Here is an 18,924-nt window from a genome sequence, read left to right on the forward strand (position 1 = left end):
GACAACGCGCCGCAACCACAACCCACCCGCACAAGAACTACCGCAGGCGCCCCAGCGCCTCCCGCACGCGCCGCACATCCCGCAGACGGCGCTCGTACGTCGCCCCCACCCCCAGCAGAAGGGCCCCGGCCAGGGCGAGCGGCACCCAGCGGGGGACCGTGCCGAGGGCCTGGGCGATGTAGGGGGCCAACTCGTGCAGCGCGTCGAGCGCGAGCACGCCCGCCCCCAGCAGGAGCGGCGCCGCCAGGCGGTGGTGGGCGCCGAGGAGCGTGACGGCCAGGGAGGCCGCGCCCAGGCACAGGGGGCGGACCCAGCCGGGGTCGCCCCAGGCCGCGGCGAGGCTCGGCAGGAGGGTCGCGGCGAGCCCGGGGGCGTAGGCGGCCCAGGAGGAGAACGCGGGGTCGCGGCGCCGCCGCAGCGCACCGACGGCCAGGGCGGCGACCGTGACGGGGAGCGTGTACGCCTCCGGTGCGTCGACGCCGGACGCCGCGAGGCGCACCCAACTGGCCGCGACCATCAGGCAGGTCGCGACGTGCCCGAGGCGGCGCCGGTCGGTGCGCAGCGCGGCGACGGCCGCGGCGAGGACACCGGCGAGGGCCAGTGCCAGGGCGAGCAGCGCCGGGTCGTCGGCCGCGAGGCCGATCCCGAGGAGGGCGGCGGCGTGGCCGGGGTGCTCGAAGGGGCGTCCCGGGGCGCGGAGCGCGGCGGCCTGGGCGGCCGCGGCGATCGCGAGGAGGGTGAACGCCGCCGCGTGGGCGGGCAGTCCGGTCCAGGCGAGGCCCGCAGCGCAGGCGACGACGGCGGAGGCGGTCACCGCGCGGGTGCGCGACGCGGCGGCGTACAGCGCGCCGAAGCAGGCCAGCAGCACGACGAGCACGGTGAGCGTCGTCGTGCGCTCCGGGTGGGCCCAGGCGACGGCGGTCGCGGCGAGCCCGCACGCGCTCACCAGGGCGGTCCAGGTGAGCGCCCTGGCCGACAGCGCGAGCAGGGCGGCCACGGCGACGAGCCGTACGGGCAGTGGACCGGGGGCGCAGACGGCGACTGCGGCCGACACCAGGGCGCCGGAGGCGGCGGGCGGGGCGTACGGGGTGCCGCGGTGCAGCCGTGCCGCCGCGGCCAGTTCGGCGGAGAGCAGGCCGGCCACCGCGACCGCGCTGTACGGGCCCTCCCACGCGTCGGGCGTGACCACCCCCACGGCCAGCGGGGGCAGCGCCCACAGCAGTGCCAGGGAGTGCACCGCGGCCGCGCCGGCCGCGAGACCGGCGGCCACCGGGCGCAGCCGGGCCGGGACGGCGAAGGCCGCGGCGCCCAGCACGACGACCGCGCACACCAGGTACCCCGGCACGATCCAGTCGACGCTCACGCCGGTCCGGACGACCCCGCCCGCGGCGCCCACGGCCGCGACCGCCGCGACCCCGGCCAGGATCCCGGACACGGCGGCGGGCACCGGCCGCCGCAGTGCGACGGCGAGGGCCACCGCCGCGGCGCCCAGCAGCAGCGCGCCGGCGCGCAGTGCCGCGCCGCCGTCGCCCGCCGAGACGGAGAGCCCGCCCGCGGTGAGCAGTCCGGCCGCCCCGACGGCCGTGCCGGCGACGGCGGCGGTGACACGCGTCCCGCGCCCGCCGGTGAGGAGGGCGGCCGCCGCGTCCAGTGCGGCGGTGGCGAGCAGGGCGGCCGCGATCCCGTACGCCGATTCCTCCGCCGACGCCCACAGCATCAGGGGGAGTTGACCGATCGCCACGGCGAAGGGCACCGGCAGCACGAGCCGCCCGAATGCCTTCCCGTACCCGGCCCAGAGCGCGGCCACGGCGGCCAGCGACACGGCCGCGTAGCGCAGCCCGTCGGCTTCTGCGAAGGCCACGCGGTGCAGCGCGTACGCGTCGAGCAGCAGCAGGACGAGGCCGAGGCAGGCGACCACCTCGGCCGTCGCCTTCAGCGTGCGCCGCAGCAGCAGCACGGGGACGCCCGTCGCGGCGAGCGTCAGGACGCCCAGGACGGCGGCCCGGCCGCCGATGCCGAGCCTCCCCCAGCTGATGACGGTGAACGCGATCGCGGCGACCGCCAACAGCACGCCGCCCAGGGCGAGCAGCAGGTTCTGCACCGCGCGCGGCGACGTCTCGCGCCGCGGCGGGGCGCCCCACGGCGTGCCCGGGGCCGCGCCCCACGGCGCCTGCGGGTACGGCGGCCGCAGTTGCGCCAGCAACTGCCCTCGGCGCACGAGGAGGCGGCCGCGCTCGGCGTCCAGCCGCAGGAGCGCGCGGTCGGTCTCGCGCAGTTCCCCGGCGACCGGCCCGACCAGGGGCAGCGCGCAACGCGGGCACGCGGGCGGCGGCGCCGTCGCGGGCAGAGGGGTGCCGCATGCGGGGCAGCGGTCGTGCGGCGGGGGCATCGTCTCCATGGCTCGGAGTGTGGCGCGGCCCACGTGCACGGGCATGCGCGCCGGTACTCAGATCCCCGCTGAGTACGCACACTGGCCTCATGGACTGGAGCCGTTACCGCTTCCGCAGTCTGTGGCGGATCACCGCCCCGCCCGAGGCCGTGTACGGCCTGCTGGAGCGTCCGCACGAGTACCCGGCCTGGTGGCCCCAGGTCCGCGAGGTGCGGCGGACCGGCGAGACGGCCGGCACCCTGCGCTTCCGTTCGGTCCTGCCGTACGACCTGCTCGTCACCGCGCACCAGACCCGCCGCGACCCGCTGGCGCGGGTCCTGGAGGTGGCGATGTACGGGGATCTGGAGGGGTGGGTGCGGTGGACGGCCGGTGCGGACGGGGCCGGCGGCGGCACCCGGCTCCTCTTCGAGGAGGACGTGATCGTCAACAAGCCGCTGATGCGGCGGCTGGCCGTGCCGTGCCGGCCGCTGTTCCGGGCGAACCACGCCCTGATGATGCGGCAGGGGCGGCGCGGCCTCGAGGCCCGGCTGCGCGCGCGGGACGCACCCGGCGGGGAAGCCGTTTGAACGCAGCCGCCCGTGCCCTGTATTGTTCAGCTCGTCCCGGGCGATTAGCTCAGCGGGAGAGCACTTCGTTCACACCGAAGGGGTCACTGGTTCGATCCCAGTATCGCCCACCCTCACGAAGGGCCGGTCCATACGGACCGGCCCTTCGTCGTGCGGCTAGGCCGCCGGCTCCTCGGGGGCCCGCAGCGGCGACGGCCGCAGCGGCCAGGCGGGGTCGACCCGGTCGTCCGTGCCGCTGCGGGCGAACCACGCCTGCAGGCCGCGAGCCTGGCCGGCGTGCCAGAGGGCCTGCCGGGCGTGCAGTTCGGCGGGCGGCACCCCGCCGATCCGCGCGGCGAAGCGGCGCCCCAGCACCCGTACGAGGGCGAGCGCGGCGAGGGCGTCCGCCGCGGCGTCATGGGCGTCGCTCAGCACGACGCCGTAGTGCGCGCACAGGTCGGTCAGGGTGCGGCGGCCCTTGCGGTAGCGGTCGAGGTGCTTGTCCAGGACCCGGGGGTCGAGGACGCGCAGCGGACCGCGGATCAGGTAGGTGTCGAGGGCCATGCCGCGGTGGCGCCTCAACTCCCGGTCGAGCAGCGTCAGGTCGAAGGGCGCGTTCATCACCACCAGCGGCACGCCGGCCGCGGCCTGGTCCGCCAGCGCGCGTGCCAGTTCCTCCACCACCGGTCCGGGACGGCGTCCGTTGGCGCGGAGGTAGTCGTCGTCCAGCCCGTGTACCGCGCGGGCCCCTTCGGGCACCGGGACCCCCGGGTCCACCAGCCAGCGTGTCGTCCTGGCGGGTATGCCGGGGGCGTCCTCGACCACCAACGCGGCCGAGACGACCCGGTCGTGCTCCACGTCGACCCCCGTGGTCTCCGTGTCGAAGGCGGCCAGCGGGCCGTCGTACCAGTGCGGCATGGCGCACCTCCCGTGCGGATCGCAGGAAGTGGGCGGCCGTGCGCCGCCCTTACGGTACGTACCCGTGACCGCACGTCACCGAACCGCAACGGTTTGCGACTTGTCGCTGGTGGGGATGATGACGACAACGGGGATCGCCAGGATTCCCGGGCCCGGAAAGGCACGGAGAGCGATGGCGCTCGAGCAGCCCGGCCCGGGTGGGCTGCTGTCCGAGCGAAACACTTCGCTGCGCGGCGGACTCGCCACCACCAGCTGCATGGAAACCCTCCAAGTGGGATATCTGCACGCGGTGGCGGCCGCCGCCGGCTGTTCGTTCGCCCAGCCCTTCCCGGACAACGGCATCGACTGGCACATAAGCCACAGTTCGCACGGCCACAGCGTGGACGACGAGGTCACGATCAAGGTGCAGCTCAAGTGCACCTACCAGGTGGCCCCGAGGCCTCCCGGTCCGACCTTCGCCTTCACGCTCGAGAACGAGCACCTGGTGAAGCTGGCCCGGAACCCGGTCTCGGTGCACAAGATCCTGGTGGTGATGCTCGTGCCCCGCACCCAGGAGGAGTGGCTGCGCGCCAGCCACGACCGGCTGGAGCTGCGGCACTGCTGCTACTGGACGAACCTGGCCGGCCACGCGGTGACCGGCAGGCGCAAGACCACCGTGCGGATACCGACCGCGCGGATCTTCGACGACCGGGCCCTGTGCGAGATCATGACGCGGGTCGGGGCGGGAGGGAGGCCCTGATGAGCCGCACGGCCGAGGACGCACTCGTCCCGCCCGACCCCGAGCGGGTCGACCCCGGCGTCCTCGTCGCGCTGCTCGCCCGCCACGGCTGGCGGCGGCGCGGCGGCGCCCCGGGCCGCTACACACGCTGGACGCCCCCCGGCGAGCCGGAGTCCGCCGCCCGGACCAGCCTCCTGGTGCCCGAGCGGCGTACCGCGGGCGCCCGCTACGCCGACCACACCGAGCTGCTGGGCGAGGCCCTGGACGCCCTCGCCCGCTGCGGCGAGCCATCGGCGCGTGAGGTGCTGACCGCGCTCGCCGTCCCGGGCGACGAGATCCGCTGGCACCGCGAGCGGCCGCCGGCCGCGGGCGCGGCCGTGCCGTGGACGGCGGCGGAGCAACTGCGCGGCGCCGCGCGCGCCATGCTCATGTCCGCCGCCCGCGCCGAACGCGACCGCTTCGGCTACTTCGGCGCGCGCCACACCGGGCACGCCGACGCCTTCGTGGAGCAGGTGCTGGTCGGTCACGCACCGGGGCACCAGCTCACCGCGTACGTGCCGGTCCCGGAGGGCCGCCGCACCGTGACCACGCTGCTGCGCGCCCTGCAGGCCACCCGGGACGCCGTGGACTACCAGCGGACCACCGGGGGCATGGAGGCCTTCGACGCGGCCGTGGGCCTCGGCGTCTGCCACGAACTGGCCGATTCCCTGATCCGGATGGTGCGCGGCACCGAGGGCGTGGTGGTCGCCCTCGCCTGGGCGCCGGCGGCCGGGCCACCCGGCGGGTTCGCGACCGTGCCGGAGCCGGTGGAGTTCTCCCCTGGCGACCTCCCCGCGCTGGAGGCCGCCAGTGACCGCTACGTGCGCGAGGAACCGTCGGTGGACGTACGCGTCACGGGCACCGTCACCCGGCTGCGCCGGCCGCGTCCCTCGGGGGGCGGCACCATCCGGCTGCGCGTCCTGGCCGGCGCGGACGTCCGCCACGTACGCGTCCGCCTGCCCGAGGAGGGGTACCGCATCGCCGCCCAGGCGCACCTGGTGGGGCTGCCCGTACGCCTTTCCGGGCGCCTGGAGCGGCGAACCGGGTTCCGGCATCTGACCCACCCGTCCGCGCCGGCCCCCGTCCACGTCGACGAGGCCGACCGCGACCGGCTGATGAAGGCCCTGCACGGCGGCGTCGACACCTTCGAGGACTCCTTCGGGGGCTGACTGGGTACCCGCCGCCCGGCGGCCGCGCCGCCCGGCACTATCGCTTCGCGGCGCACCGGCGCGGCTCGGTAGGATTCAGCGGTGCAGCATTCCGCTGCCGGACCCAGTGGGACATACGTCAGGAGAGACCGGTGTCAGACGTCCGTGTGATCATCAAACGCGATTCCGAGGAGCAGGAAGAGCGGCTGGTCACCACGGGCACGACGGCGGCCGAGCTCTTCGACGGCGACCGCACCGTCGTTGCCGCGCGTGTCGGTGGACAGCTGAAGGACCTCGCGTACGAGGTCTCCGACGGCGACGAGGTCGAGCCCGTAGGGATCGCCAGCGAGGACGGCCTCAACATCCTGCGCCACTCCACCGCGCACGTGATGGCCCAGGCCGTGCAGGAGCTCTTCCCCGAGGCCAAGCTCGGCATCGGTCCGCCGATCAAGGACGGCTTCTACTACGACTTCGACGTCGAGAAGCCCTTCCACCCCGACGACCTCAAGCGCATCGAGAAGAAGATGCAGGAGATCGTCAAGCGCGGTCAGCGCTTCTCGCGCCGTGCCGTCAGCGACGACGCCGCCCGCGAGGAACTCGCGGACGAGCCCTACAAGCTGGAGCTGATCGGCCTCAAGGGCTCCGCCGCCGAGGCCGCCGAGGGCGCCTCCGCTGAGGTCGGCGCCGGCGAGCTGACCATCTACGACAACCTGGACCCCAAGACCGGCGAGCTGTGCTGGAAGGACCTCTGCCGCGGTCCCCACCTGCCCTCCACCCGGATCGTCCCGGCGTTCAAGCTGATGCGTTCGGCCGCCGCCTACTGGCGCGGCAGCGAGAAGAACAAGCAGCTGCAGCGCATCTACGGCACCGCCTGGCCGTCCAGGGACGAGCTCAAGGAGTACCTGGACTTCCTCGTCGAGGCCGAGAAGCGCGACCACCGCAAGCTCGGCGCCGAACTCGACCTGTTCTCGATCCCGGAGCAGATCGGCTCGGGCCTGGCGGTCTTCCACCCCAAGGGCGGCATCGTCCGCCGGGTCATGGAGGACTACTCGCGCCGCCGGCACGAGGAGGAGGGCTACGAGTTCGTCTACACCCCGCACGCCACCAAGGGGAAGCTCTTCGAGACCTCGGGCCACCTGGACTGGTACGCCGACGGCATGTACCCGCCCATGCAGCTCGACGAGGGCGTGGACTACTACCTCAAGCCCATGAACTGCCCGATGCACAACCTGATCTTCGACGCGCGCGGCCGTTCCTACCGTGAACTGCCGTTGCGCCTGTTCGAGTTCGGCACCGTGTACCGGTACGAGAAGTCGGGTGTCGTGCACGGACTCACCCGTGCCCGCGGCTTCACGCAGGACGACGCGCACATCTACTGCACCAAGGAGCAGATGGCGGACGAGCTCGACAAGACGCTCACCTTCGTCCTCAACCTGCTGCGCGACTACGGTCTGACCGACTTCTACCTGGAGCTGTCCACCAAGGACCCGGAGAAGTTCGTCGGCTCCGACGAGATCTGGGAGGAGGCCACCGAGACGCTGCGGCAGGTGGCCGAGAAGCAGGGCCTCCCGCTCGTTCCCGACCCGGGCGGCGCCGCGTTCTACGGCCCGAAGATCTCCGTCCAGGCCAAGGACGCCATCGGCCGTACCTGGCAGATGTCGACCGTGCAGCTCGACTTCAACCTGCCCGAGCGCTTCGACCTGGAGTACACGGCTGCCGACGGCACCAAGCAGCGCCCCGTCATGATCCACCGGGCGCTCTTCGGCTCCATCGAGCGCTTCTTCGCGGTGCTGCTGGAGCACTACGCGGGCGTCTTCCCGGCGTGGCTGGCCCCCGTCCAGGCGGTCGGCATCCCGATCGGCGACGCGCACGTGTCCTACCTGCAGGACTTCGCCGCCGAGGCGAGGAAGAAGGGCCTGCGGGTCGAGGTGGACGCCTCCGCCGACCGGATGCAGAAGAAGATCCGCAACGCGCAGCGGAGCAAGGTGCCGTTCATGGTCATCGTCGGCGACGAGGACATGGCTGCGGGTTCGGTCTCCTTCCGCTACCGGGACGGCTCGCAGAAGAACGGCATCCCGCGCGAGGAGGCGATCGCGGAGATCGCCAAGGCCGTCGAGGACCGCGTCCAGGTCTGAGCCGCCCGCACGGCACACGGCGACGGGTCCCCGGAGGTCAGCCCTCCGGGGGCCCGCCCGCGTCCTGCCGCTCGTCGGCGCGGCGGAAGCTCTGCGTGAGCCAGGCCGAGAACGACCCGACGACCGCGCCGATCAGGACGACGCCCAGGAACATCACGCCCACCGCGATCACCCGTCCGCGCACCGTCACCGGTACGAGGTCGCCGTAGCCGGTCGTGGTGATCGTGGAGCACAGCCACCACACCGACTCGCCGTAGGTGCGGATCTGCCCGCCGGGGGCGTCGTGCTCGTCCGCGTAGACCTGCAGGCTCGCCGCGAAGCCGAGGAGCAGCGCGCTGAGTCCCGCGTACGCCATGACCCGGGCCTCCAGGGACAGCCGCGGCTGCTTGTGGCGGTTCTGGATCTTCCCGTAGAGCTGCAGCAGGCGCAGCGGGCGCAGCAGCGGCAGGATCACCACGACCAGGTCGAGCCAGCGCCGGCGCACGTACGTCCAGCGGTGCGGTCCGACGGCCACCCGGACCAGGTAGTCCACCACGAAGATCCCCCAGGTCACGACGGTGATCGTGAGCAGCAGGTCGGACCAGTCGGGTGGCAGGTCGGGGGCGAGCACGCGCACCGCGTACGTGACGAGGAACACCAGGGACGCGATGGACAGCGGCACGCTGCCCCGCCGTTCCCACTCGTGCAGCCGCCGCTCGTCATCCTTGGGCATGGGGCCAGCATCGTGCCCCACGGCCGGGAGCGCCCCCGGCGACACGCAGGGCCGGGACGACGCCATATGCTGCAAGGCATGACGAGTGAGCCGGAACTGCAGAACGGAGTGGGGACGCAGGACGCGTTCCAGCGCCTGTGGACGCCGCACCGCATGGCGTACATCCAGGGGGAGAACAAGCCGACCGGCCCCGGGGCCGGCGACGGTTGCCCCTTCTGCGCGATTCCGGAGATGAGCGACGAGGACGGGCTGGTCATCGCACGCGGCGACGCCGTCTACGCGGTCCTCAACCTCTACCCGTACAACGGCGGCCACCTGATGGTGGTGCCCTACCGTCACGTCGCGGACTACACCGACCTCGATGGGCCGGAGACCATCGAACTCGCCGAGTTCACCAAGCGCGCCATGGTCGCGCTGCGCTCGGCCTCGGGCGCGCACGGCTTCAACATCGGCATGAACCAGGGCACCGTGGCGGGCGCCGGGATCGCCGCGCACCTGCACCAGCACGTGGTGCCGCGCTGGGGCGGCGACACCAACTTCATGCCGGTGGTCGGCCACACCAAGGTGCTGCCGCAGCTCCTCGCCGACACCCGCAAGATGCTCGCCGACGCCTGGCCGGCCGCCTGATCCGGCCCGCTTCCGCCGGCCGCCCTCTGCCGGTTTCCGCTTCCCGGACCGGCCCGGCGAGGACGCCGTGCGGACCGGGGCCGGTCAGTAGACGTCGGCCTCGGTGGGCGAGGCGTCCTGCACCACGTTGCTGAGTATGTCCGAGCGGTTCTTGAACTTCGAGACGTCCACCCCGTTCTCCTCCATGACCGATATGGCCGCTGCGTGCACCGCACGCAGCACCGGGGTGGCGGCGCGCAGCGCGTCGTCGGCCATGAACCGGTGCGTCCACGGGGTCGAGACCCAGGTGTGCCGGAGCCCGAAGGGTTCGGGCAGGGCGATCTTTCCGCCGAGGTGGTCGAGTATCTGGGGGAAGCGGGTCAGGGGGGCGCGGGCGGCCAGCCGGACCACCTCGTCGCTCGCGACGAGCGGCAGCTGCACCTTCCTGGTCTCCCAGAACTTGTAGGGGTGGACCACCTCCCTCTCCTTGGCCTCCGGAGCCGTGGTGAACAGGGAGTGCACGGGTCCGAGGACGTGTCCGGTCACCTCGACGCGCAGGGTGCTCGCCAGCACGGTCACGGTGACCATCATGGTGATCACCAGCTGGCCGTCCCAGACCACGAACTGCACGCCCAGGTAGTGCCGGTCGCCCTTGTCGAACTGCTGCTCGTTGCAGATGCGCTGGACCTCGAAGTCCCGGACGGTGTAGCCGTCGACGTTCGCGCCCGTGGGTCGGGCGATCTTCTTGGCGCCCGCGCCGACGTGGGAGACGACCCAGTGCTGCACCAGGGGCTTGGGGAAGCCGCCGGTGTGCAGCGGGCCGCGTTGCAGGTCGCGGAGCTTGCCCTGGATCACCTTGATCACGTCCCAGCTGCGGAACGGGTGGATCTCGCTCAGGCCCTCGCGCGGGACGAGCTCCTCGGCCATCCGCCACGCGCCCCAGCGGGCCCCCATGCCGAGCACGCCCTTGGGGCCGGCGTAGAACACCACGTTGCTCCGCTGTTCGGCGGAGAGCTTGGCGAGGTTCTGGCGCAGGGTCTCGGCGCGGGTCTGGTTGGGGTTGCGCGGCACGGCCTCGGGGATCTTGGCGCCTACGCCGCTGCCGGAGACCAGGCCCGCCCACCGGTCGCGAAGGTCCTTGGCGGTCTGCTCGCAGATCCGCTTCGCCCAGAACCAGCCGAGGATCGGCGCCACCATCATCACCCGCAGATACTGCGACCAGAAGCCGGTGAGCGGCGGGTTGAGGACGAACAGGACGGCGAAGAAGCCGACCACGACCAGCACCACCGAGCCGAGCAGCCCCGCCCGGGATCCCTCGGACTTCCTTACGACGGCGCGGAGTTGGAAGGCGCCCAGCCAGATCAGCATGCCGGGCAGGAAGAGCAGGCCGAACACGGCCATGACCGCCGTCAGTTTGTTGTCGCGCTCCTGGCGGATCCGGTTGGCGGCCAGGCAGTGCTCGACGACGGTCTGCGGCTCCGCGCCGAAGGACTGCACCAGCTCGTTGCGCCCGGCGCCGAGCATCCGGTTCTGCACGGCGCGGGCGAAGGCCTCGCCCAGGTTCGCCCGCAGCAGCTTGACCTTGGGCTCCTTGACCGACGACATACCCTCGTCGGCCGCCGACAGGGCCTCCAGGGCGCTGTCCCGGTACGCGGCCGACGCGAGCGCCTGGGTGGCGCCGGTCTGGCCGTCGACACCGCTCAGCGGTATCTGTGCGCCCGGGCTCAGGAAGTCGAAACCGTCGGTCACTGCCGCCCCCTTCTGGTCCCCGCCCGCGCGGAAGTGAACCCGCCCGGCCCTTTCCCCGGCCGCGGCACCGGCACACCTGCGACGCCGCCCACCCAGCGTATACGGGGCATGTGACATGCGTCATCGGCCCGGCGGAAGAAGATCGTTCCGCCGGGCCGCCGACCTCCCCCGTGAGGGGGTTACCTGCCGGACTCCTGGGCGTGCTGCTCCCTCAGCTTCTGCGCCAGCTGAGGCGGCATCGGCTCGTGCCGGGCGTAACTGCGGCCGTACCGTCCGGTGCCGTGCGACAGCGACCGCAGGTCGACCGCGTAGCGCCCGATCTCGATCTCCGGTACCTCGGCCCGCACCAATGTGCGTCCCAGGCCGACCGGTTCGGTGCCCAGCACCCGGCCGCGGCGCCCGGACAGATCGCTCATGACCGGCCCGACGTACTCGTCGGGCACCATCACCCGGATCTCGCTGACCGGTTCCAGCAGGTGGATCCGGCACTGCGACGCGGCCTCGCGCAGGGCGAGCGCCCCCGCGGTCTGGAAGGCGGCGTCGGAGGAGTCCACCGAGTGCGCCTTGCCGTCGACCAGGACGATGCGGATGTCCTCGACCGGGAAGCCGAGGGCCACGCCCTTGGCGGCCTGGGCGCGCACGCCCTTCTCCACGGAGGGGATGAACTGCCGCGGTACCGCGCCGCCGACGACCTTGTCGACGAACTCGATGCCGGAGCCGACCGGCAGCGGTTCGACCTCGATGTCGCAGATGGCGTACTGGCCGTGCCCGCCGGACTGCTTGACGTGCCGTCCGCGCGCCGTCGACTTCTCGCCGAAGGTCTCGCGCAGCGCCACCTTGTGCGGCACCGCGTCGACCTGCACGCCGTAGCGCGTGCGCAGCCGCTCCAGCGCCACGTCCATGTGGGCCTCGCCCAGGCACCACAGCACGACCTGCCGGGTGTCGGGGTTCTGCTCCAGCCGCATCGTGGGGTCCTCGGCGACGAGCCGGGACAGGCCGACGGACAGCTTGTCCTCGTCGGCCTTGCTGTGCGCCTGGATCGCGACCGGCAGCAGGGGGTCCGGCATCAGCCAGGGCTCCATGAGCAGCGGGTCGTCCTTGGCGGAGAGGGTGTCCCCGGTCTCCGCGCGGGTCAGCTTGGCGACGCAGGCGAGGTCGCCGGCGATGCAGTGCGGCACCGTCCGCTGGTGCTTGCCGAACGGCGAGGACAGCGCGCCGACGCGTTCGTCGACGTCGTGGTCCTCGTGGCCGCGGTCCTCCAGGCCGTGCCCGGAGACGTGGACCGTCTCGTCGGGGCGCAGGGTGCCGGAGAAGACCCGTACGAGGCTGATCCGCCCCACGTACGGGTCGGAGGAGGTCTTCACGACCTCGGCGGCCAGCGGCCCGCCGGGATCGCAGGTGAGCTGCGCGTGCGAGGTGCCCTGGGGCGTGGTGACCTGCGGGACCTCGCGCTCCAGCGGCGTCGGGAAGCCGCCGGTGATCAGTTCCAGCAGTTCCACCGTGCCGATGCCCTGCTTGCAGCCCTCGGCGGCCGGCGCGGCGGCCAGCACGGGGTGGAAGGAGCCGCTCGCCACGGCGCGCTCCAGGTCCTGGATCAGCGTCTTGAGGTCGAGTTCCTCGCCGCCCAGGTAGCGGTCCATGAGGGTCTCGTCCTCGCTCTCGGCGATGATCCCTTCGATGAGCCGGGAGCGCGCGTCGTCCAGCTCCGGCAACTGCCCCTCGGTTGGCGGGCGTTCCTCGCGCTTGCCGGAGGAGTAGTCGTAGACCCGCTGCGACAGCAGGCCGATGAGCCCGGTCACGGGAGCGTGGCCGTCCGCGGTCGCCTCGCCGTGCAGCGGGAGGTACAGCGGCAGCACGGTGTCGGGGGAGTCGCCCCCGAAGGCCTCACGGCAGGTCTCGGTCATCTCGTCGAAGTCGGCCCGTGCCGCCTCCAGGTGCGTGACGACGACCGCGCGCGGCATGCCGACCGCCGCGCACTCCTCCCAGACCATCCGGGTCGCGCCGTCGACGCCGTCGGCGGCCGAGACGACGAAGAGGGCCGCGTCCGCCGCTCGCAAACCGGCCCTGAGTTCCCCCACGAAGTCGGCGTACCCGGGGGTGTCCAGCAGATTGACCTTGATCCCGTCCCACTCCACCGGTACGAGCGAGAGCTGTACCGAGCGTTGCTGACGGTGCTCGATCTCGTCGTGGTCGGAGACGGTCCCGCCGTCGGCCACGTGCCCGGCGCGGTTCACCGCCCCTGTCGCCAGGGCGAGCGCCTCGACCAGTGTCGTCTTTCCGGAGCCACTGTGGCCGACCAGCACCACGTTGCGCACGTCCTCGGGCCGGCCGGCCGCCAATGCCCTTCCGGCGGCTCCCGGACCTGCATCTCTCCTGTCGCCCATGTGCCTCGCCTCCCGGTCCGTCACGGCATGGGGACTGGCGCCACGGGAGACCACCCGCCCAGGCGGTCTGCAGTGACGCCCGCGGTAATTCGACCTTCCCACGCCCGTCACGGTGCGTCCATACGTCGTACGTGCTGCGACAGGACGGGAGCCACGGACCTGCCCCGGAACGCGCCTGGCTACGATGGGCCAGCCGGGCGGCCGAAAGGGGCCGCGCCGGGGCACCCACACCGAACCTCCGGGAAGGCCATGCTGAACAAGTACGCGCGTGCTTTCTTCACGCGTGTCCTCACACCGTTCGCCGCGTTCCTGCTGCGCCGGGGCGTCAGCCCCGACACGGTCACGCTGATCGGCACGGGAGGCGTGGTCGCGGGAGCGCTGGTCTTCTACCCCAGGGGCGAGTTCTTCTGGGGCACGGTCGTCATCACCCTGTTCGTCTTCTCCGACCTCGTCGACGGGAACATGGCCCGCCAGGCGGGCGTCTCCAGCCGCTGGGGCGCCTTCCTGGACTCCACCCTGGACCGGGTCGCCGACGCGGCGATCTTCGGCGGGCTGGCGCTCTGGTACGCCGGGGGCGGGAACGACCTGGCGCTGTGCGCGGTGACGATCTTCTGCCTCGCCAGCGGCCAGGTGGTCTCGTACACCAAGGCGCGCGGTGAGAGCATCGGACTGCCGGTCGCGGTGAACGGCCTGGTCGAGCGGGCCGAGCGACTGGTGATCTCGCTGGTGGCCTGCGGTTTCGCCGGGCTCCACAAGTTCGGCGTCCCCGGGATCCAGTGGCTGCTGCCGATCGCCCTGTGGATCGTGGCCGTCGGCAGCCTGGTGACGCTGGTGCAGCGGGTGATCACCGTGCGCCGCGAGGCCTTCGAGGCCGACGCGGCGGCGCACGAAGGGAGCGGGCGGGCGTGAAGGACGGGCTGACCGACGCGCTCTACGGACTGGGCTGGAGCGCGGTCAAACGGCTGCCGGAACCCGTCGCGGCACGGCTCGGCCGGTCCGTCGCCGACCTGGCCTGGAACCGCCGCGGCAAGGGTGTGCAGCGCCTGGAGGCCAATCTGGCCAGGGTGGTGCCCGACGCCGGCGAGGCGCGGCTGCGCGAGCTGTCGAAGGCCGGCATGCGCTCGTACCTGCGCTACTGGATGGAGTCCTTCCGGCTGCCGGCCTGGAGCAAGGAACGCATCCGCTCCTCGTTCGACTGCAAGGACCTGCACCACCTCGAGGAGGGCCTGGCCTCCGGCCGCGGCGTCGTCCTCGCCCTGCCGCACATGGCCAACTGGGACCTCGCGGGCGCCTGGGTCACCACCAGGCTCGGGGTGCCCTTCGCCACCGTCGCCGAGCGGCTGAAGCCCGAGACCCTGTACGACCGCTTCGTCGCCTACCGCGAGGGTCTGGGCATGGAGGTGCTGCCGCACACCGGTGGCGCCGCCTTCGGCGCGCTGGCCCGGCGGCTGCGCGGCGGCGGCCTGGTGTGCCTGGTCGCCGACCGGGACCTGTCCTCCTCCGGCGTGCGGGTCGACTTCTTCGGCGAGGCCACCCGCATGCCCGCGGGTCCCGCCCTCCTCGCCCAGCAGACCGGGGCGCTGCTGCTGCCGGTCACCCTCTGGTACGACCAGTCGCCCAACCTCCAGGGCCAGGTGCACGCCCCGATCGAGGTGCCGGAGGGCGGCACGCGGGCGGAGCGGACCGCGGTCATGACGCAGCGCCTGGCGGACGTCTTCGCCGCCGGCATCGCCGAGCACCCCGAGGACTGGCACATGCTGCAGCGCCTGTGGCTCGCCGACCTCGAACCCCGGGAGGACGCGCCGGCCGGGCAACCCGCAGGGGGCGGCGCGGCGTCCTCCCCGGTGTCCGGCGACCCCACCGAACGCTCCGGAACGGAGAAGCCTTGAGGATCGGGATCGTCAGCCCGTACTCGTGGGACGTCCCAGGCGGCGTCCAGTTCCACATCCGCGACCTCGCCGAGCACCTCATCGCGCTCGGCCACGAGGTCTCCGTCCTGGCGCCGGCCGACGACGACACCCCGCTGCCCCCGTACGTCGTCTCCTCCGGGCGCGCCGTGCCCGTGCCGTACAACGGCTCGGTCGCGCGACTGAACTTCGGGTTCCTGTCGGCCGCGCGGGTGCGCCGCTGGCTCCACGAGGGGGCCTTCGACGTCATCCACGTCCACGAGCCCTCCTCGCCCTCGCTCGGCCTGCTGACCTGCTGGGCAGCGCAGGGGCCGATCGTGGCCACCTTCCACACGTCCAACCCGCGCTCCCGGGCGATGATCGCCGCCTACCCGATCCTGCAGGCGGCGCTGGAGAAGATCAGCGCCCGGATCGCGGTCAGCGAGTACGCCCGGCGCACCCTGGTCGAGCACCTGGGCGGGGACGCCGTGGTCATCCCCAACGGCGTCGACGTACGCTTCTTCGCCGACGCCGAGCCCAAGTCGGAGTGGCAGGGCGGGGGTTGCGCAGGCGAGGAGCGGAGGCAGACCATCGGCTTCATCGGGCGGATCGACGAGCCCCGCAAGGGCCTGCCCGTGCTGATGAAGGCCCTGCCGAAGATCCTCGCCGAGCGGCCGGGCACACGGCTGCTGGTCGCCGGGCGCGGCGACGAGGCCGAGGCCGTGGAGGACCTGCCCAAGGAGATGCGCGAGCGGGTCGAGTTCCTCGGCATGGTCAGCGACGAGGACAAGGCGCGGCTGCTGCGCAGCGTCGACCTCTACGTGGCGCCCAACACCGGCGGGGAGAGCTTCGGGATCATCCTCGTCGAGGCCATGTCGGCCGGGGCGCCGGTGCTCGCCAGCGACCTGGACGCCTTCCGCCAGGTGCTCGACGGGGGCGCGGCCGGCGAGCTGTTCCCCAACGAGGACCCGGACGCGCTGGCGGCCTCCGCTCTGCGGCTGCTGGGCGACGCCGAGCGGCGCGCGCAGCTGAGCGAGCTCGGTTCGCGCCATGTGCGGCGCTTCGACTGGTCGGTCGTGGCCGCCGACATCCTCGCGGTGTACGAGACGGTGACGGCGGGCGCCGCGTCGGTCGCCGCCGACGAGCGGGTCGGCCTGCGCGCCCGCTTCGGCTTCGCGCGCGACTGACACCCACGACCGGCACCCCAGGCCGGCACCCCAGGCTGGCACCCCAGGCCGGCACCCCAGGCCGGCACCCCCCGACCGGCACACGCCACCCCGCCCGAGGCCGGGACGGGGGCCCGGGGCCGGCGGCCCGCTGGCCCGTACCGGGCGCACCGGTAGCCTTGCGGCCCGTGACCACCTTCATCTGGGTCGCCGTGGCGCTGGTCGCCGTCGGCCTCTACCTGAGCTGGACCGCGGGGCGGCTGGACCGCCTGCACGCCCGTATCGACGCCGCCCGGGCCGCGCTGGACGCGCAGCTGCTGCGCAGGGCCTCCGTGGCGCAGGAGCTGGCCACCGCGGGGGTGCTGGACCCGGCGGCGAGCATCGTGCTCTATGAGGCGGCGCACTCCGCCCGGCAGGCCGAGGACGAGCAGCGCGAGGTGGCCGAGAGCGAACTGAGCCAGGCGCTTCGGGCCGTCTTCGCCGAGCCCGACGCCGTCGACGCGGTACGGGCCGCCCCAGGCGGCGACGAGGCCGCCCACGAGCTCACCCAGGCGGTGCGCCGGGTGCCGATGGCGCGGCGCTTCCACAACGACGCCGTGCGCGCCGCCAGGGCGCTGCGCGCGCACCGCAAGGTGCGCTGGTTCCGCCTCGCCGGGCACGCGCCGCGGCCGGTGACCTTCGAGATGGACGACGAGCCCCCGGTCGTCCTGACCGTGGAGGGCGTGGCAGGCCACTGAGGAGCGATTGGCCCTTTTGCGGTCCACTTCGTGCGGTCCACGATGAGACACAGAGCAACCATCGGTGTTCCGCCGGACGACCCTGACCGGGCCGGCAGGCGCCGGGGGCTGCCACCACCCTGCAGTTGAGCCCCGAGTGAGGTCCCCGTGTCCACCACGCTTCCCAGCACCCCCGAGTCCCCCGAGACCGGCACCGCCCGCGTCAAGCGCGGCATGGCCGAGCAGCTCAAGGGCGGCGTGATCATGGACGTCGTCACCCCCGAGCAGGCCAAGATCGCCGAGGACGCGGGCGCCGTCGCCGTCATGGCGCTGGAGCGGGTCCCGGCCGACATCCGCAAGGACGGCGGCGTGGCCCGCATGTCCGACCCGGACATGATCGAGGGCATCATCGGCGCCGTCTCGATCCCGGTCATGGCCAAGTCCCGCATCGGCCACTTCGTCGAGGCCCAGGTCCTGCAGTCGCTCGGCGTCGACTACATCGACGAGTCCGAGGTCCTCACCCCGGCCGACGAGGTCAACCACTCCGACAAGTGGTCCTTCACCACCCCCTTCGTCTGCGGCGCCACCAACCTGGGCGAGGCCCTGCGCCGCATCGCCGAGGGCGCGGCCATGATCCGCTCCAAGGGCGAGGCCGGCACCGGCAACGTGGTCGAGGCCGTCCGCCACCTGCGCCAGATCAAGAACGAGATCGCCCGTCTGCGTGGCTACGACAACCACGAGCTGTACGCCGCCGCCAAGGAGCTGCGCGCCCCGTACGAGCTGGTCAAGGAGGTCGCCGAGCTCGGCAAGCTGCCGGTCGTGCTCTTCTCCGCAGGCGGTGTGGCCACCCCGGCCGACGCCGCGCTGATGCGCCAGCTCGGCGCCGAGGGCGTCTTCGTCGGCTCCGGCATCTTCAAGTCCGGCGACCCGGCCAAGCGCGCCGCCGCCATCGTGAAGGCCACCACCTTCTACGACGACCCCAAGATCATCGCGGACGCCTCCCGCAACCTGGGCGAGGCCATGGTCGGCATCAACTGCGACACCCTTCCCGAGGCCGAGCGCTACGCCAACCGCGGCTGGTAGGCGCCCCAGCGCCCCGCGACGGGCAGGCCGGCGGCGGCCTGCCCATCGTCCGTTGCCCCACCCCACGTCCCGGAAGGTCCCGCCACCGTGTCCAGCAGCCCCCCGACCATCGGAGTCCTCGCCCTGCAGGGCGACGTCCGCGAGCACCTGGTCGCGCTCGCCGAGGCCGACGCCCTGGCGCGTCCCGTGCGGCGGGCGGAGGAACTGGCCGAGGTGGACGGCCTGGTGCTCCCGGGCGGCGAGTCGACCACGATCTCCAAGCTCGCGACGCTCTTCGGCGTGATGGAGCCGCTGCGCGACCGCATCCGGCACGGGCTCCCCGTCTACGGCACCTGCGCCGGCATGATCATGCTCGCCGACAAGATCCTGGACGGCAGGGACGACCAGGACACCTTCGGCGGGATCGACATGATCGTGCGCCGCAACGCCTTCGGCCGGCAGAACGAGTCCTTCGAGACCGCGGTCGAGGTCGAGGGCGTGGAAGGCGGCCCGGTCGAGGGCGTCTTCATCCGCGCTCCCTGGGTCGAGTCCACCGGCAGCGGCGTCGCCACGCTGGCGCGACTCGACGACGGCACGGTCGTCGCCGTCCGCCAGGGCAACCTGCTGGCCACCTCGTTCCACCCCGAACTGACCGGGGACCACCGGGTGCACCGGTACTTCGTCGACATGGTGCGCGCCGCCGGGTGACGCGATCCCGGTAGGATCGCAATGTTCGTGAAGCAATCGGTGA

The 18,924-nt window shown here is 73.0% G+C and carries 16 protein-coding genes and 1 tRNA gene; 12 read left to right on the plus strand and 5 right to left on the minus strand.

Annotated elements, in window-relative coordinates; all coding sequences use genetic code 11:
• Positions 1-37: 37 nt before the first annotated feature.
• Positions 38-2,398, minus strand: coding sequence for an SCO7613 C-terminal domain-containing membrane protein (locus PV342_RS05965; RefSeq protein WP_500316052.1), 2,361 nt, complete (start codon positions 2,396-2,398; stop codon positions 38-40).
• Between the two features lie 80 nt (positions 2,399-2,478).
• On the opposite strand from PV342_RS05965, the gene PV342_RS05970 reads away from it, so the two are divergent.
• Both PV342_RS05970 and PV342_RS05975 read left to right on the plus strand, forming a co-directional pair.
• A complete protein-coding gene (locus tag PV342_RS05970) occupies positions 2,479-2,955 on the plus strand; it encodes an SRPBCC family protein (protein ID WP_400800568.1) in 477 nt (158 codons plus the stop codon).
• A gap of 38 nt (positions 2,956-2,993) precedes the next feature.
• Positions 2,994-3,065 (plus strand) — tRNA-Val (locus tag PV342_RS05975).
• A gap of 46 nt (positions 3,066-3,111) precedes the next feature.
• Here the strand turns inward: PV342_RS05975 and PV342_RS05980 are convergent.
• Positions 3,112-3,852, minus strand: coding sequence for an exonuclease domain-containing protein (locus PV342_RS05980; protein ID WP_500316053.1), 741 nt, complete (start codon positions 3,850-3,852; stop codon positions 3,112-3,114).
• 172 nt (positions 3,853-4,024) lie between these two features.
• Here PV342_RS05980 and PV342_RS05985 point away from each other — a divergent pair, with 172 nt between their 5' ends.
• From PV342_RS05985 to thrS, 3 genes are all read left to right on the plus strand, one after another.
• Positions 4,025-4,591, plus strand: coding sequence for a DUF4365 domain-containing protein (locus PV342_RS05985; RefSeq protein ID WP_500316055.1), 567 nt, complete (start codon positions 4,025-4,027; stop codon positions 4,589-4,591).
• A complete protein-coding gene (locus PV342_RS05990) occupies positions 4,591-5,778 on the plus strand; it encodes a hypothetical protein (RefSeq protein WP_500316056.1) in 1,188 nt (395 codons plus the stop codon). The genes PV342_RS05985 and PV342_RS05990 overlap by 1 nt, the downstream gene beginning before the upstream one ends.
• A 131-nt stretch (positions 5,779-5,909) precedes the next feature.
• Positions 5,910-7,892 (plus strand): threonine--tRNA ligase, encoded by a 1,983-nt coding sequence (gene thrS, locus PV342_RS05995; protein WP_386990359.1) that lies wholly within the window; start codon positions 5,910-5,912, stop codon positions 7,890-7,892.
• Positions 7,893-7,929: 37 nt separating this feature from the next.
• Here the strand turns inward: thrS and PV342_RS06000 are convergent, their stop codons facing one another.
• A complete protein-coding gene (locus tag PV342_RS06000; protein ID WP_500316058.1) occupies positions 7,930-8,604 on the minus strand; it encodes a potassium channel family protein in 675 nt (224 codons plus the stop codon).
• 66 nt (positions 8,605-8,670) lie between these two features.
• Here PV342_RS06000 and PV342_RS06005 point away from each other — a divergent pair, with 66 nt between their 5' ends.
• A complete protein-coding gene (locus PV342_RS06005) occupies positions 8,671-9,231 on the plus strand; it encodes an HIT family protein (protein WP_361006284.1) in 561 nt (186 codons plus the stop codon).
• A gap of 84 nt (positions 9,232-9,315) precedes the next feature.
• On the opposite strand, the gene PV342_RS06010 is transcribed toward PV342_RS06005, so the two are convergent.
• Both PV342_RS06010 and PV342_RS06015 read right to left on the minus strand, forming a co-directional pair.
• Entirely contained in the window at positions 9,316-10,959 is a 1,644-nt protein-coding gene (locus PV342_RS06010) for an AbeC-like domain-containing protein (RefSeq protein ID WP_500316059.1), read from the minus strand.
• 179 nt (positions 10,960-11,138) lie between these two features.
• Positions 11,139-13,343: an elongation factor G-like protein EF-G2 gene (locus tag PV342_RS06015; RefSeq protein WP_500316061.1), complete on the minus strand. Its 2,205-nt coding sequence runs from the start codon at positions 13,341-13,343 to the stop codon at positions 11,139-11,141.
• Between the two features lie 249 nt (positions 13,344-13,592).
• Between PV342_RS06015 and pgsA the strand changes: the two genes are divergently transcribed.
• The 6 genes from pgsA (at position 13,593) to pdxT (ending at position 18,881) form a co-directional block, all read left to right on the plus strand.
• Positions 13,593-14,252 carry a phosphatidylinositol phosphate synthase gene (gene pgsA / locus PV342_RS06020; RefSeq protein ID WP_089227746.1) on the plus strand — a complete coding sequence of 220 codons (660 nt, stop codon included), beginning with the start codon at positions 13,593-13,595 and terminating at the stop codon, positions 14,250-14,252.
• Positions 14,249-15,232: a phosphatidylinositol mannoside acyltransferase gene (locus PV342_RS06025; protein ID WP_391577828.1), complete on the plus strand. Its 984-nt coding sequence runs from the start codon at positions 14,249-14,251 to the stop codon at positions 15,230-15,232. The genes pgsA and PV342_RS06025 overlap by 4 nt, the downstream gene beginning before the upstream one ends.
• Positions 15,229-16,416 carry a glycosyltransferase family 4 protein gene (locus PV342_RS06030; RefSeq protein ID WP_400800552.1) on the plus strand — a complete coding sequence of 396 codons (1,188 nt, stop codon included), beginning with the start codon at positions 15,229-15,231 and terminating at the stop codon, positions 16,414-16,416. Before PV342_RS06025 ends, PV342_RS06030 begins: the two co-directional genes overlap by 4 nt.
• Before the next feature lie 158 nt (positions 16,417-16,574).
• Positions 16,575-17,132 (plus strand): LemA family protein, encoded by a 558-nt coding sequence (locus tag PV342_RS06035; RefSeq protein ID WP_386990368.1) that lies wholly within the window; start codon positions 16,575-16,577, stop codon positions 17,130-17,132.
• Positions 17,133-17,279: 147 nt separating this feature from the next.
• A complete protein-coding gene (pdxS, locus tag PV342_RS06040) occupies positions 17,280-18,194 on the plus strand; it encodes a pyridoxal 5'-phosphate synthase lyase subunit PdxS (RefSeq protein WP_018564220.1) in 915 nt (304 codons plus the stop codon).
• A gap of 87 nt (positions 18,195-18,281) precedes the next feature.
• Positions 18,282-18,881 carry a pyridoxal 5'-phosphate synthase glutaminase subunit PdxT gene (pdxT, locus tag PV342_RS06045; protein WP_500316064.1) on the plus strand — a complete coding sequence of 200 codons (600 nt, stop codon included), beginning with the start codon at positions 18,282-18,284 and terminating at the stop codon, positions 18,879-18,881.
• The last annotated feature ends 43 nt before the right edge of the window (positions 18,882-18,924 follow it).

Origin of the sequence: Streptomyces sp. PA03-3a (assembly GCF_033792735.1) — a bacterium.
In the GTDB taxonomy this organism is placed as follows: Bacteria; Actinomycetota; Actinomycetes; order Streptomycetales; family Streptomycetaceae; genus Actinacidiphila.

Bases quoted from the DNA above. Each gene is read 5' to 3' on its own strand.
- PV342_RS05965 (WP_500316052.1), bottom strand. From the start codon at position 2,398: ATGGAGACGATGCCCCCGCCGCACGACCGCTGCCCCGCATGCGGCACC.
- PV342_RS05970 (WP_400800568.1), top strand. From the start codon at position 2,479: ATGGACTGGAGCCGTTACCGCTTCCGCAGTCTGTGGCGGATCACCGCC.
- PV342_RS05980 (WP_500316053.1), bottom strand. From the start codon at position 3,852: ATGCCGCACTGGTACGACGGCCCGCTGGCCGCCTTCGACACGGAGACC.
- PV342_RS05985 (WP_500316055.1), top strand. From the start codon at position 4,025: ATGGCGCTCGAGCAGCCCGGCCCGGGTGGGCTGCTGTCCGAGCGAAAC.
- PV342_RS05990 (WP_500316056.1), top strand. From the start codon at position 4,591: ATGAGCCGCACGGCCGAGGACGCACTCGTCCCGCCCGACCCCGAGCGG.
- PV342_RS06000 (WP_500316058.1), bottom strand. From the start codon at position 8,604: ATGCCCAAGGATGACGAGCGGCGGCTGCACGAGTGGGAACGGCGGGGC.
- PV342_RS06005 (WP_361006284.1), top strand. From the start codon at position 8,671: ATGCTGCAAGGCATGACGAGTGAGCCGGAACTGCAGAACGGAGTGGGG.
- PV342_RS06015 (WP_500316061.1), bottom strand. From the start codon at position 13,343: ATGGGCGACAGGAGAGATGCAGGTCCGGGAGCCGCCGGAAGGGCATTG.
- pgsA (WP_089227746.1), top strand. From the start codon at position 13,593: ATGCTGAACAAGTACGCGCGTGCTTTCTTCACGCGTGTCCTCACACCG.